General features: G+C 41.0%; 10 protein-coding genes. 3 read left to right on the plus strand and 7 right to left on the minus strand.

Going from position 1 to position 15,276, the window contains the following annotated elements:
• Positions 1 to 107: 107 nt before the first annotated feature.
• From dcuC to rplK, 7 genes are all read right to left on the minus strand, one after another.
• Positions 108 to 1,493 carry a C4-dicarboxylate transporter DcuC gene (dcuC, locus tag RHO15_00810; GenBank protein ID WVD64085.1) on the minus strand — a complete coding sequence of 462 codons (1,386 nt, stop codon included), beginning with the start codon at positions 1,491 to 1,493 and terminating at the stop codon, positions 108 to 110.
• A 271-nt stretch (positions 1,494 to 1,764) separates the two neighbouring features.
• Entirely contained in the window at positions 1,765 to 5,991 is a 4,227-nt protein-coding gene (gene rpoC, locus RHO15_00815; GenBank protein WVD64086.1) for a DNA-directed RNA polymerase subunit beta', read from the minus strand.
• 107 nt (positions 5,992 to 6,098) lie between these two features.
• The gene (gene rpoB, locus RHO15_00820; GenBank protein WVD64087.1) at positions 6,099 to 10,127 is read right to left on the minus strand and encodes a DNA-directed RNA polymerase subunit beta; all 4,029 of its coding nucleotides are present in this window, start codon (positions 10,125 to 10,127) and stop codon (positions 6,099 to 6,101) included.
• A 293-nt stretch (positions 10,128 to 10,420) separates the two neighbouring features.
• Positions 10,421 to 10,789 (minus strand): 50S ribosomal protein L7/L12, encoded by a 369-nt coding sequence (gene rplL / locus RHO15_00825; GenBank protein WVD64088.1) that lies wholly within the window; start codon positions 10,787 to 10,789, stop codon positions 10,421 to 10,423.
• Between the two features lie 75 nt (positions 10,790 to 10,864).
• The gene (gene rplJ, locus RHO15_00830) at positions 10,865 to 11,362 is read right to left on the minus strand and encodes a 50S ribosomal protein L10 (GenBank protein ID WVD64089.1); all 498 of its coding nucleotides are present in this window, start codon (positions 11,360 to 11,362) and stop codon (positions 10,865 to 10,867) included.
• Between the two features lie 290 nt (positions 11,363 to 11,652).
• A complete protein-coding gene (gene rplA / locus RHO15_00835; GenBank protein WVD64090.1) occupies positions 11,653 to 12,357 on the minus strand; it encodes a 50S ribosomal protein L1 in 705 nt (234 codons plus the stop codon).
• A gap of 4 nt (positions 12,358 to 12,361) precedes the next feature.
• Entirely contained in the window at positions 12,362 to 12,790 is a 429-nt protein-coding gene (gene rplK, locus RHO15_00840) for a 50S ribosomal protein L11 (protein WVD64091.1), read from the minus strand.
• A gap of 458 nt (positions 12,791 to 13,248) precedes the next feature.
• Here rplK and gatZ point away from each other — a divergent pair, with 458 nt between their 5' ends.
• Genes gatZ through gatB form a run of 3 tightly spaced genes read left to right on the plus strand, consistent with a single transcriptional unit; the run spans position 13,249 to position 15,276 of the window.
• On the plus strand, positions 13,249 to 14,511 hold the full coding sequence (gatZ, locus tag RHO15_00845) for a tagatose-bisphosphate aldolase subunit GatZ (GenBank protein WVD64092.1): 1,263 nt from the start codon (positions 13,249 to 13,251) through the stop codon (positions 14,509 to 14,511).
• Between the two features lie 6 nt (positions 14,512 to 14,517).
• A complete protein-coding gene (gatA, locus tag RHO15_00850; GenBank protein ID WVD64093.1) occupies positions 14,518 to 14,973 on the plus strand; it encodes a PTS galactitol transporter subunit IIA in 456 nt (151 codons plus the stop codon).
• Positions 14,974 to 14,991: 18 nt separating this feature from the next.
• Positions 14,992 to 15,276, plus strand: coding sequence for a PTS galactitol transporter subunit IIB (gene gatB, locus RHO15_00855; GenBank protein ID WVD64094.1), 285 nt, complete (start codon positions 14,992 to 14,994; stop codon positions 15,274 to 15,276).

A 15,276-nucleotide genomic window follows, 5' to 3' on the forward strand; every position in this document is an offset into this window, starting at 1 on the left:
CATCCCGCTGATATAAAATAAGGTGGCATTCACCACCTTATTGATCTTTAAAACAGTCAACAACTACACGACAACTCACGCTAGGCGCTATGCGGTATTATCTCTATTTAACTAAAATAGATATACGACAATACGATACAAGTGAAAATACCGGCAAAAATCGGCATTGAGGTGCGCTTAACAATAGCGATTGGTGTGACTTTAATAATCGAAGCCACGACAATCACGACCGCTGAGACAGGCGATACTGAACGAATTAAATTCGAAGTAAGCTGCATCGGCAAAGCGACCAGTACGGTATTGACCTGCATTGCCTCAGTAATCTCAGGAATAATTTTAATAAATGAGTGGAAAACCGCAATACCGCTACCACTGATAAAACCAATTAAACCGGCCATACCCGAAAAGAACAGCATCAAAATCGATCCCGCGCCTTCAACATTATCGAGACTTTGGGTTAATAAGTTAATCACACCGACCGCTTTTAACCCTTCCACGAACAGGCCTGCGGCGATTATTAATGAAACCACCTGAAAGAAACCCTGTCCCATTCCCTCAAAAAAGATATTAAAATCTTTAATCACTGTTTTTATTTTTCTTTTACGAATTAATTCAACAATCAGTGGTAAAACCATCGAGATTAAGGTGATCTCTAATAAGCCGATTTTTATCGTTGACTTACCGGTGGCGGGATCAATAAAACCTAAATTGAAAAACAATAAAAACAGAATTGGTAAGATCGGGAAAATGGCATACCAAGTTGGCGGTAACGGCTGTTTTTTCTCATCTTCACTATGTGATATTTCGAAAGGTACACGCACAGTGCCTTCTCGCTTATCCATATAACGCTGCCACAGTAGATGAACGATCGCCATAATAATTAATGCCGGAATCGACACTTTTGCATGATAATTTAAGATATATTCTAGTGGTGTAATACCCAGACGCTGAGCCACAACCACATTATCAGATCCCAAAGGTGTTGGCGCAATCGTTGCGGTGGTGGCAATCACTGCGCCAGCCGTTAACGGTGACATGCCCGCGGTTCGCAGCGCCGGATAAAGTGTTGCCATTAATAAAATCGCCAGCCCTGCCGCACTGGGGAGAACCATTTGTAACATATTGCCGAGCAAAAAGACAACCGGTACCAAGATATATACAGATTTGATACTTTTAATCGGCTTTGATAAGGCATGAACCATCGCATCATTAGCACCGATATGCGTCATATAGCTGGCAAAGCCAAATAAGATCATAATGGTTAAGCCAACAATCCCCATTTGCATACCAAACACATCAGCCGCTTTGGTAAAGGGATCGAGCCAGATAGAACCCGAACCTTGTCCTTTTCCATAAATAGGATGATTCAGTATCACGGCCAAATAGAGCAAGACCAGTCCGGCAAGAAAAAGAATAATCTTGGCATCAAAATTCTTGGCAATTAAATAACCGACTGCAATAATAAAAACAACACTAATAATGACTTCAATCATTTTAAAAGATCTCAAAAACCATCTTTAAGCAAAATAAAAAAACCAATTATCTGATGATAATCGGTACCAATCTCATCCATGATTATTCTATCCGTGAATCATCATATCGGCGCTTCACAATGATAATCCATCACAAAACAATATTTATCCAACTACAGTTAATCTTATAACTGACTTTTCAGCAAAGATGATCATAGCGAGCCATCTTGATAGCTTTAAATACAAAAGCCCCTTAAAGAAGGGGCTTTGGATATAAAACTTAAATAGCTGATTACTCGTCTGCTGAATTCAGCAACTCTGCCAGATTGGCGGTTGCTTCTTCCGCGGTAATGGTTGCTGCATCTGAAGAAGCTTCAATTGCAGTTGCCATGTCACGCTGCTTACGACGTAAACGCTCTTTGTGATAAGCATAACCGGTACCGGCAGGAATCAGACGACCGACGATAACGTTTTCTTTCAGACCACGTAATTCATCATTTTTACCTGCTACAGCCGCTTCAGTTAAGACTCGTGTCGTTTCCTGGAACGAGGCCGCAGAAATAAATGATTCAGTTGTCAATGATGCTTTAGTGATACCTAATAGATCATGCATGTACTCAGCCGGCGCTTTACCTTGTGCTTCTAGCTCGCGGTTCACAATCTTAACGCGAGCAACTTCTAGTTGCTCGCCTTCTAAGAAGCGTGAATCACCCACATTGGTGATCGTTCCTTTACGTAGCATTTGACGAACGATAACCTCAATGTGTTTATCATTGATCTTAACACCTTGTAATCGGTAAACTTCCTGAACTTCATTCACAATATAACGCGTGACCGCATTCACACCGCGCAGACGTAAAATATCATGTGGTGATTCAGCACCATCAGAAATCACATCACCACGTTGAACTTGTTCACCTTCAAATACGTTGAGCTGACGCCATTTTGGAATCATCTCTTCATATGGATCGCTACCATCAATTGGACTGATGACTAAACGGCGTTTACCTTTAGTCTCTTTACCAAATGAAACGATACCATCAACTTCAGCCAGAATTGCCGGCTCTTTTGGTTTACGCGCTTCAAATAAATCGGCTACGCGTGGTAGACCACCGGTAATATCTTTAGTACCCACAGATGCCTGAGGAATACGCGCTAATGCGTCACCGACGTTAATCTGGATACCATCTTCAAGTTGAACAAGGGCTTTACCTGGTAAAAAGTATTGTGCTGGCATTTCAGAACCAGAAACAATCACTTCTTTGCCTTTAGCATCAACAATCTTAATCGCTGGACGTAAATCTTTACCTAAACCTGTACGCTCTGCAACATCAAGTACCGCAATTGAGGATAAGCCCGTTAACTCATCTGTCTGACGTGTAATCGTCTGTCCATCAAGCATATCAACAAAACGAACAAAACCACTCACCTCGGAAATAACCGGCATGGTATGCGGATCCCAGTTCGCCACAGTTTCACCTGCGTTTACTGCGGCCCCATCACCTTTCGATAATAGTGAACCGTAAGGCACTTTATAGGTCTCTTTCATACGACCAAATTCGTCAACAATCGTTAATTCGGTGTTACGAGAAGTGATCACTAATTTCTTATCAGCGTTGATAACAAACTTCGCATTCGCTAATTTAACCGTACCTTTGTTACGCACTTGAATACTTGATTCAGCTGCTGCTCGTGATGCCGCACCACCGATATGGAACGTACGCATCGTTAACTGTGTACCAGGTTCACCGATTGACTGCGCCGCAATAACACCGACCGCTTCACCGCGGTTAATGATATGACCACGCGCCAAGTCACGACCATAACAGTTCGCACAAACACCAAAATCAGTATTACATGACACGACTGAACGAACTTTCACGCTATCGATCAGCTCTGCTTCTAATAAATCACAGAAATGCTCATCAAGTAAGGTATTACGTGGAATCAGAATATCAGCACTGCCTGGTTTTAATACATCTTCAGCGGTGACACGACCTAATACACGATCACGAAGTGGCTCTTTAACATCGCCGCCTTCAATAACCGGCGTCATCACAACACCATCAGTTGTGCCGCAATCATCTTCGATAATAACCAAGTCCTGAGCAACATCAACTAAACGACGGGTCAAATAACCTGAGTTCGCTGTTTTTAATGCTGTATCGGCAAGACCTTTACGCGCACCATGGGTTGAAATAAAGTACTGAAGTACGTTCAAGCCTTCACGGAAGTTTGCCGTGATTGGTGTTTCGATAATCGAGCCATCTGGTTTTGCCATCAGGCCACGCATACCCGCCAACTGACGAATCTGAGCAGCCGAACCTCGCGCACCAGAGTCAGCCATCATATAGATGCTGTTAAAGGAGGCTTGTTTCTCTTCCTGTCCGTCGCGGTTAATCACGGTATCGGTTGATAAGTTATCCATCATCGCTTTAGCAACACGCTCATTGGCGGCTGCCCAGATATCGATAACTTTATTATAACGTTCACCCGCCGTCACTAAACCAGACTGGAACTGTTGTTGAATTTCAGCAACTTCGGCTTCCGCTTCACTGATAATTTCAAGTTTCTTAGCTGGAATCACCATATCATCGATACCAACAGACACACCTGAACGCGCAGCATAGGCAAAACCGGTATACATCACTTGGTCAGCAAGAATAACCGTTTCTTTCATCCCTAATTGGCGATAACAAACATTCAGCGTTTTGGATACCGCTTTTTTACCTAGTGGCTGGTTGATTAAAGCAAAAGGTAAACCTTTAGGAATGATCAACCATAAAATAGCACGACCAATCGTGGTATCAACGATAGACGTTGAAGCTTCCCATTCACCTGCGCTATTTTTGGTATGTTCAGTAATACGAACTTTTACACGCGCATGCAGCTCAGCTAAGCCTAAACGATAAACATTTTCAGCTTCTTTCGGACCAGTTAATAACATGCCTTCACCTTTCGCGTTAATTTTATCACGCGTCATGTAGTAAAGACCCAATACCACGTCCTGTGAAGGAACGATAATTGGCTCGCCACTAGCAGGAGAAAGAATATTATTAGTAGACATCATTAAAGCACGTGCTTCAAGTTGAGCCTCGAGCGTTAATGGTACGTGAACCGCCATCTGGTCACCATCGAAGTCGGCATTGAACGCCGCACAAACGAGTGGGTGCAATTGAATCGCTTTACCTTCAATGAGAATAGGTTCAAATGCCTGAATACCTAAACGGTGAAGCGTTGGTGCACGGTTTAATAATACCGGATGTTCGCGGATAACCTCATCTAAGATATCCCAAACGATCGCATCTTCACGCTCAACCATTTTCTTAGCAGCTTTGATAGTTGTAGCATAGCCACGACGCTCTAATTTGCCATAAATAAATGGTTTAAACAGCTCAAGTGCCATCTTCTTCGGCAGACCACACTGATGTAGACGTAAGTATGGACCTACTGTAATTACAGAACGGCCTGAGTAGTCAACACGTTTACCGAGTAGATTCTGACGGAAACGACCTTGCTTACCTTTAATCATATCAGCTAAAGATTTTAAAGGACGTTTATTAGAGCCAGTAATCGCACGGCCACGACGACCATTATCAAGTAGTGCATCAACTGATTCTTGTAACATCCGTTTTTCATTACGGACGATAATATCAGGTGCCGCTAAATCTAATAGACGTTTTAAACGGTTATTACGGTTGATCACTCGACGATATAAATCATTCAAATCTGATGTTGCAAAGCGACCGCCATCAAGTGGCACTAATGGACGCAAATCAGGTGGTAGTACCGGCAGTACATTTAAAATCATCCACTCTGGTTTATTTTCAGACAGAATAAAGGCTTCAAGAATCTTAATACGTTTAGTGATTTTCTTACGTTTAGTTTCTGAGTTAGTAATCGATAACTCTTCACGTAACATATCGCATTCAGCGTTAATGTCTAAATTACGTAATAGTTCCTGAATCGCTTCCGCACCCATACGCGCATCAAATTCGTCACCGAACTCTTCAAGCGCATCAAGATACTGCTCTTCAGTTAAAATCTGACCACGATCTAAATTTGTCATCCCGCCATTAAGAACCATAAATGATTCAAAATAAAGTACGCGTTCAATATCACGTAGTGGCATATCTAATAATAGACCGATACGCGATGGTAATGATTTTAAAAACCAAATATGGGCGGTTGGCGAGGCAAGTTCAATATGCCCCATACGTTCACGACGAACTTTAGTTTGCGTTACTTCTACGCCACATTTTTCACAAATCACACCACGGTGTTTAAGGCGTTTATATTTTCCGCATAAGCATTCATAATCTTTGACCGGTCCAAAGATTCGCGCACAAAATAAACCATCACGTTCAGGTTTAAAGGTACGATAGTTAATCGTTTCAGGTTTTTTAACCTCACCAAATGACCATGAACGGATCATATCTGGCGACGCTAATCCAATTTTAATTGCATCAAACTCTTCTGTTTTTGTCTGTGCTTTTAGAAACTTTAATAAGTCTTTCACGAATTGGCTCCTGTGGAGTTAAACCAATTAGACAACCTGTCGACTTTATCACAAAGTACAACAGGTTATCCCTGTAAGTGGGCATCACCCATTATTTAGTTAGCAGATTACTCTTCATCTAACTCAATATTAATACCTAACGAACGAATCTCTTTTAACAATACGTTAAACGATTCAGGGATCGCAGGTTCCATGCGATGATCACCATCTACAATATTTTTGTACATCTTAGTTCGACCGTTAACGTCATCTGACTTAACTGTTAACATTTCTTGTAAGGTATAAGCGGCACCGTATGCTTCAAGTGCCCATACTTCCATCTCACCGAAACGTTGACCACCGAATTGAGCTTTACCACCAAGCGGCTGCTGAGTAACCAAGCTATAAGAGCCGGTTGAACGCGCATGCATCTTGTCATCAACTAAATGGTTCAGTTTCAACATGTACATATAACCAACCGTAACTGGACGTTCAAACTTCTCACCCGTACGACCGTCATATAATGCGATCTGACCTGAAGTTGGGATATCACCTAATTCAAGTAGTGATTTAATTTCAGCTTCTTTAGCACCATCAAACACTGGTGTCGCAAGTGGCATACCATTACGTAAATTACGTGCGAGTACCATCACTTCTTCGTCAGTAAAGGTCGCAAGATCAACTTTCTGACCTACGCCAAGACCAAGATCATAAGCTTTCTGGATAAATTTACGTAATTTCTGTATTTCAGCTTGTTGTTTCAGTAACGCATCAATCTTGTTACCAATCCCTTTCGCAGCCATACCTAAATGAGTTTCTAGGATCTGACCGATGTTCATACGAGATGGAACACCCAATGGATTTAGTACGATATCAACTGGTTGACCATTTTCGTCATAAGGCATATCTTCAATTGGGTTAATTTTTGAAATAACCCCTTTGTTACCATGACGACCCGCCATTTTATCACCAGGCTGAATTTGACGCTTAACAGCAAGATAAACTTTAACGATTTTTAAAACACCCGGCTGTAAATCATCGCCTTGGGTAATTTTCATACGTTTGGCTTCAAGTTTTTTATCAAACTCAACTTTAATCTCATCGTATTGATTCGCTAACTGCTCTAATAGATCTTGCTTATCTTCATCAGCTAAACCAATTGTTAACCATTTATCATGAGATAACATATCCAGTTTAGCGGCTTCAATACCGCCAGAAATTAAAACGTCACGAATACGAGCAAACAGCGCGGCTTCAAGAATTTTACGTTCTTCAGTTAAATCCTTACGCACTTGTTTAAGCTGCATATCTTCAATTTCTAGTGCTCGTTTATCTTTAACGACGCCATCACGCGTAAAGACCTGAACATCAATAACTGTACCGGAAACACCATTTGGTACACGTAATGAAGTATCTTTAACGTCAGAGGCTTTTTCACCAAAAATCGCACGTAATAGTTTTTCTTCTGGCGTTAATTGTGTTTCACCTTTTGGTGTCACTTTACCAACCAGAATATCGCCGCCATTAACTTCAGCACCGATGTAAACAATACCTGATTCATCGAGTTTAGATAACGCAGCTTCACCCACATTTGGAATATCTGCAGAGATCTCTTCAGCACCGAGTTTAGTATCACGAGAGATACAAGATAATTCTTGAATGTGAATCGACGTGAAACGGTCATCTTGAACAACACGCTCAGAAACTAAGATGGAATCCTCGAAGTTATAACCATTCCATGGCATAAATGCCACGCGCATGTTTTGACCTAAAGCTAATTCACCTAAGTCGGTTGAAGGACCATCAGCCAATACATCGCCACGTTCAACTTTTTCACCTAATTCAACACAAGGAATTTGGTTAATACAGGTGTTTTGGTTAGAACGGGTATATTTAGTCAGGTTATAAATATCAATACCTGCTTCGCCTAAATACATTTCATCCGAATTGACATTAATCACGATACGTGATGCATCAACATACTGAACTGTACCACCACGTTTAGCAACAGCAGTTACCCCTGAATCGACAGCTACTGCGCGCTCCATACCTGTACCAACAAACGGTTTCTCCGCTTTCAACGTTGGTACCGCTTGACGTTGCATGTTTGCACCCATCAAGGCACGGTTCGCATCATCGTGTTCAAGGAATGGAATTAATGACGCACCGACCGAAACGATCTGCTGCGTAGAAACGTCCATATAGTTAATCTGTTCAGGACTATATAAACCTGACTCACCATTTAAACGACAAGTCACTAAGTCTTCCGCAAAGCGCGCCTTATCATCTAGATTTGAGTTAGCCTGAGCAATAACATAGCTGCTTTCATCGATAGCAGATAAGTAATCAATATCATCAGTAACTATACCATCAACCACTTTACGATAAGGTGTCTCAAGGAAACCATACTCATTAGTACGCGCATAAACCGCTAATGAGTTGATAAGACCGATGTTTGGACCTTCCGGTGTTTCGATTGGACATACACGACCATAATGGGTTGGATGTACGTCACGCACTTCAAAGCCAGCACGTTCACGCGTTAAACCACCAGGGCCTAATGCAGAGATACGGCGCTTATGCGTAATTTCTGATAATGGATTATTCTGATCCATAAATTGTGATAATTGGCTTGAACCAAAGAATTCACGAATCGCCGCAGAAATTGGTTTCGCGTTAATCATATCTTGTGGCATTAACGAATCAAGATCGCCTAAAGATAAGCGCTCTTTAACCGCACGTTCAACACGCACTAAACCAATACGGAATTGGTTTTCAGCCATTTCGCCAACACTACGGATACGACGGTTACCTAAGTGATCGATATCATCCACTTCGCCTTGACCATTACGGATGGCGATTAATTTCTTCATGACGTCAACGATATCTTCTGATGATAGTATGCCACTACCTTCAGTCTCGTTACGGCCAAGAGAACGATTGAATTTCATACGACCAACTGCTGATAAATCATATCTTTCATCAGAGAAGAATAAGTTATCAAATAGTGACTCAGCCGCTTCTTTCGTTGGTGGTTCACCAGGACGCATCATACGATAAATCTCAACTAAAGCGCCTAAACGGTCTGCAGCAGGATCATTACGTAATGTTTCCGAAATATAAGGGCCATGATCAAGATCATTGGTAAATAGTGTTTCAATTTTTTTATAACCCGCATTGGCTAGCTGTGCGAGTAGTTCTAAAGTCACCGATGTATTTGCCGCAGCAATGATTTCACCTGTGTCTTCATTAACATAATCTTTAGAAAGAACCTTACCGATAATATACTCAACAGGAACTTCAATTTTTGTTATTTCATCTTTTTCTAACTGTCGAATATGACGAGCGGTAATACGACGACCTTTCTCGATATAAACTTTACCTTTAACTTCGATATCAAACTGTGCTGTTTCGCCGCGTAAACGTTCAGGAACCAGAGTCATCTTCAGTTTATTTTTCGCTACTTCAAATATGACTTTCTCAAAGAAAAGATCCAGTATCTGCTGGGTATTATAGCCTAACGCTCTTAGAATAATGGTCGCAGGTAATTTACGGCGACGGTCAATACGCGCAAACAGGCTATCTTTTGGATCAAATTCAAAATCCAACCATGAACCACGATAAGGGATAATACGCGCGTTATATAATACTTTACCTGAAGAGTGTGTTTTACCTTTATCACTATCAAAGAACACGCCAGGACTACGATGTAACTGGGAAACGATAACGCGTTCAGTACCATTAATCACAAAGGTACCATTATCCGTCATTAACGGAATTTCACCCATATATACATCTTGTTCTTTAATATCCTTAACGGTTCCTTCAGGAGCATCTTTATCATAAATGACTAAACGTAATTTTACGCGTAATGGCGCAGAATAAGTGATACCACGGATTTGACACTCTTTAACATCAAAAACGGGTTCACCTAAGCGATAACTTACATACTGTAATTCTGCACTACCACTGTAACTTTTAATGGGAAAGATTGAACGGAAAGCGGCTTCTAGACCATAGTGGCCTTCAGGATCCTGCTCGATAAACTTCTGGAACGAATCAAGTTGAATAGAAAGAAGATAAGGTATATCCAGAACTTGTGGACGTTTACCAAAATTCTTACGAATTCGTTTTTTCTCGGTATAGGAATAAACCATTGGTTCCTCAACTTGCTGATCGGTGACCTAACATGCCCGAAGACAGGGTCATGCAATTTATAAAAATTATCAGAAATATAAACAAAATCAGTATAGGCTACTCTGTTATCTCTGACACCTTATCGAAAATATGTTAAATATCAATTGATTAGGCTTTGACTCGGTATATTATTATGACAATTTTGCGCTAAAAATCGCCTGTTTACTCTTAATATACCTTTACAGCGCAAAAAGGCTGGTGATAAAAAACCACCAGCCATCAGCCTTTTCAGGCCGCAAATTTTAAATCAAACTTATTTAAGTTCGACTGATGCACCAGATTCTTCAAGCGCTTTTTTAAGCGTTTCTGCATCATCTTTACTTGCTGCTTCTTTAACAACTGCAGGTGCAGATTCAACAAGATCTTTTGCTTCTTTAAGACCAAGACCAGTTGCGCCACGAACCGCTTTGATAACGGCTACTTTGTTAGCGCCAACAGCTGTTAATACAACGTCAAATTCAGTTTTTTCTTCAGCCGCTTCAGCTGGGCCAGATGCTGCTACTGCGACAGCTGCAGCAGCAGAAACACCGAATTTTTCTTCCATCATTGAAATTAATTCAACAACGTCCATTACTGACATCTCAGCTACTGCGTCTAAAATTTGTTCTTTAGTGATAGACATAATAAATATTCCTAAATTTACAAGTTATTCTTTGTTTATTAATTAACACATGCAATCGCAATCTTAAATCTGCTATTAAGCAGCTTCTTTTTGATCGCGAAGTGCTGCAAGAGTACGAACCAATTTGCCTGCTGCGGCTTCTTTCATGGTTGACATCAAACGTGCTAATGCTTCTTCGTAAGTTGGTAGAGTTGCTAAACGGTCAATATTGGCCGCAGTAATTAACTCACCTTCAAAGGCTGCTGCTTTAATCTCAAATTTGTCATTCCCTTTAGCAAACTCTTTAAATAAACGAGCTGCTGCACCTGGGTGCTCAAATGAAAATGCAATAAGAGTTGGACCAACAAACGTATCTTTTAAACACTCATAAGGTGTGCCTTCTACAATGCGACGTAATAAAGTATTACGCACAACACGTATATAAACACCCGCTTCACGAGCAGATTTACGTAATGTAGTCATTTTATCTACGGTTACGCCACGAGAATCGGCAACAACTGCAGATAGCGCACCTTTGGCTAGGTCAGTAACTTCAGCAACAATTGCTTGTTTATCTTGAAGATTTAGTGCCATTGGTTTTGCTCCTGGATAAAACTAGGCTTACGCCTAGACTCACTGTACTAACAATATGAACTCATCTCGACAATCAATTCATAGGTTAGCGTTACTACGGTGAGCAGAGGTCCAGTATATTTCAATTTATATCTATCAATTAAAATAACTATGTGGTTCTGTCACCGTCTACGTAGGAAATATTAAGTAATATCAGCAATGCCGCTATTACTCCTACGGTCTTGGACGGGGCTCGGAATAAGGCCGAGCACCAACCGTTCTTTTCTACCTACAGTAAATAGGTATAAAACTTAGTTTACTGTCGCAGTTAAGCTACCTTGCTCAATCGCAAGACCGGCACCCATCGTTGTAGAAAGGCTAACTTTCTTAATAAATACGCCTTTCGCTGTAGATGGTTTTGCACGTTTTAAAGCAACAAGTAATGCTTCTAAGTTTTCTTTTAATTTATCTGAACCAAAGTCAACTTTACCGATAGTGGTATGGATAATACCATTTTTATCATTACGGTAACGAACCTGACCTGCTTTAGCATTTTTAACTGCTTCAGCGACATTAGGTGTTACTGTACCGACTTTTGGGTTTGGCATTAAGCCACGTGGACCAAGGATTTGACCTAACTGACCGACGATACGCATTGCATCAGGCGAAGCAATAACAACATCGAAGTTCATCTCGCCTTTTTTGATCATTTCGCCAAGATCTTCCATACCTACAAGCTCAGCACCCGCTGCTTTTGCTGCTTCAGCATTTGCACCTTGTGCAAACACGGCAACACGAACACTACGGCCTGTACCATTAGGAAGAACGATCGCACCACGTACGTTTTGATCTGATTTACGTGCGTCAATACCTAGATTAACAGCAACATCAACACTTTCAACAAATTTAGCTGTTGCTAACTCTTTTAATAAAGCAATCGCTTCATTAATTTCATATTGTTTAGTCGCATCAACTTTATCGCGGATGAGCTTAGCTCGTTTGGTTAATTTAGCCATTCGATTATTCCTCCACTTCCAAGCCCATTGAACGTGCCGTACCTGCAATAGAACGCATCATCGTTTCAATGGTAGCACCATTCATATCTGCCGCTTTAGTTTCTGCGATTTCACGAATTTGTGCTTGAGTTATTTTACCTACTTTTTTCTTATTTGGTTCGCCAGAACCAGATTTGATTTTAGCTGCTTTTTTCAATAGTACAGCCGCAGGTGGAGTTTTAGTTTCGAATGTAAATGAACGGTCTGCGTACACAGTAATAACAACTGGAGTTGGTAGGCCTTTTTCCATGCCTTCTGTTCTTGCATTGAATGCTTTACAGAATTCCATGATATTCACACCGTGTTGACCTAAAGCAGGACCAACTGGTGGACTTGGATTAGCCGCACCAGCTGCAACTTGCAGTTTGATGTAGGCTGTGACTTTCTTTGCCATTTGTCTTTTCCTTGGTTGGGTTCAGGCGCCTTTGTTTAATAAATAAACAGATAGCTCCCCTAAGTTAAATGAGGGCAGGATTATGCTATAAAAACAATCAAACTGCAAGTGTTATTTATCATAAATATACTAAATTAATTCGTAAAAAATAAAATATAACCAGTCAGTTAAAACCAGCACTCACGTTTAGCTGTCACGTAACAAATCTTGCTTATTTTATCATTAAACTGAATAAAATAAAGACTATTTAATCAACTGCGATTGTGATTATCACGACTACACTGTGCCTCATTGACACTTTCACACCACATACTGTTTTAAATTCTTTTCTCTAAAACACCCTTCAAGACATTTCGTTTTATTATTTTTGAAGTTGATCACGAAAATCATAATAATCATTTGATTTCGATTTCGAAAGAAACTAGTTTAAAAGCAGACCTCAAACAGGATGAAATCATATGAAAGAGATTATCAGTAAACATAAACAAGGACAAGCGATTGGTATTTGTTCAGTCTGCTCCGCCCACCCCCTTATTATTCGAGCTGCATTTATTTTCGATTTAGAGAGCAATCGAAAGGTTTTGATTGAATCGACCTCAAATCAGGTCAATCAATATGGTGGCTACACCGGTATGAAACCAGCTGACTTTCGCCACTTTGTATTTAAAATAGCAGACGAAGTCGGTTTTCCTCACCACCGGATAATACTCGGCGGTGACCATTTAGGCCCAAACTGCTGGCAGCATGAATCGTCTGAACAAGCGATGCAAAAATCGGAAGTTCTGATTGCCGAGTATGTCAAAGCCGGATTTACTAAAATACATCTTGATGCCTCGATGTCGTGTGCTGACGATCCGGCGGTATTACTGCCGGAAGAGGTGGCCAAACGTGCCGCAAGATTATGCAAAATTGCCGAAGAGACCGCGACGCCAGCACAAAAACAGCAACTTACTTATATTATTGGTACCGAAGTACCCGTACCTGGCGGTGAGAGCGCGACCATCGATGCGATTCATGTCACACGTCCCCTGGATGTCGATCACACCCTAAAAACACATTATCAAGCCTTTGAACAATTCGGTATTCAAGAAGCCATATCGAGAATTATCGCCGTTGTCGTTCAGCCCGGTGTCGAGTTTGATCACTCACAAGTCATTCTTTACGACCGCACCAAAGCTCAAGCGCTATCCGAATATATTGCGGCAACGCCATTAGTCTACGAAGCACACTCAACAGATTACCAAACCAAAGCTTGCTTTAAACAACTCGTTGAAGATCACTTCGCTATCTTAAAAGTTGGTCCGGCACTCACCTTTGCCCTGCGCGAAGGTATTTTTTCACTGGCACAAATTGAAAAAGCGTTAATTAAACCAGAACAACACAGTGAAGTGCTATCGGTTATCGATCAAGTCATGCTCGATGAACCACACTACTGGAAAAAATATTATAGTCCGGTACACAGTAAAGCCATGATCGATATTCATTACAGTTTATCTGATCGTATTCGTTACTACTGGCCAGATCAGCGCATTGCCCATAGTGTGAATCAGTTATTAAGTAATCTTGCTGATATCACTATCCCACTAGGACTCATTAGTCAGCATTTTCCGATACAACTGGAACTGATTATCAATAAAAATCTGCCGGCCACGCCGCAGGATCTGTTAATCAATAAAATTCAAACTGTTTTACAACAATATGCTTATGGCTGTGGAGCGTAATCAATCATGACAACCTGTAATTTACTGATAAAAGATAATGTTGAGTTTGCGACTCATCACGATGTTTTAAAGCATTTAGCTGACACGCTTATTGAACAAGAGATCGTTAAGCCCAGCTACCGACAAGCCATTATCGAACGCGAAGCAAGCTTTCCCACCGGTATTTTGCTGGATGGTTATGCTGTTGCGATCCCGCATTGTGAAGCAGATCACGCACTCAAACCAGCTATTTATATGCTTAAGCTCGATAAACCAGTTGCTTTTTATCGTGCTGATGAGGATAGCACCGTCGATGTGTCACTTATTCTCGCCCTGGTTGTTACTGAACCTGCCCTGCAACTCGCGTTACTGCGTAGTTTGTTCAGTGAATTACAAAACGAGCAGTTTTATCACACCCTATTAACTTCATCGAATGATGATATCTCGCAGCTATTTCAACAAAAAATTTTTAATCACCGATAAATCGGTTGGAGGCAAGTTATGAAAAAAAGAGTTATCGTTGCATGCGGCGGCGCGGTTGCAACATCAACACTAGCAGCAGAAGAGATCAAAGATTTATGCAAAGAACATCATATCCCATTAGATCTGATTCAGTGTCGTGTGACGGAAATTGAGACCTATGTGGATGGGACCGACCTGATTTGTACTACCGCCAAAATTGATCGCAGTTTCGGCGATATTCCGGTCGTTCACGGAATGCCTTTTGTCTCAGGCGTCGGTATTGAACCACTAAAAGAGAAGATCTTATTGATTTTAAAAGGATAA

The organism is Orbaceae bacterium lpD01 (genome assembly GCA_036251705.1).
GTDB lineage: Bacteria > Pseudomonadota > Gammaproteobacteria > Enterobacterales > Orbaceae > Utexia > Utexia brackfieldae.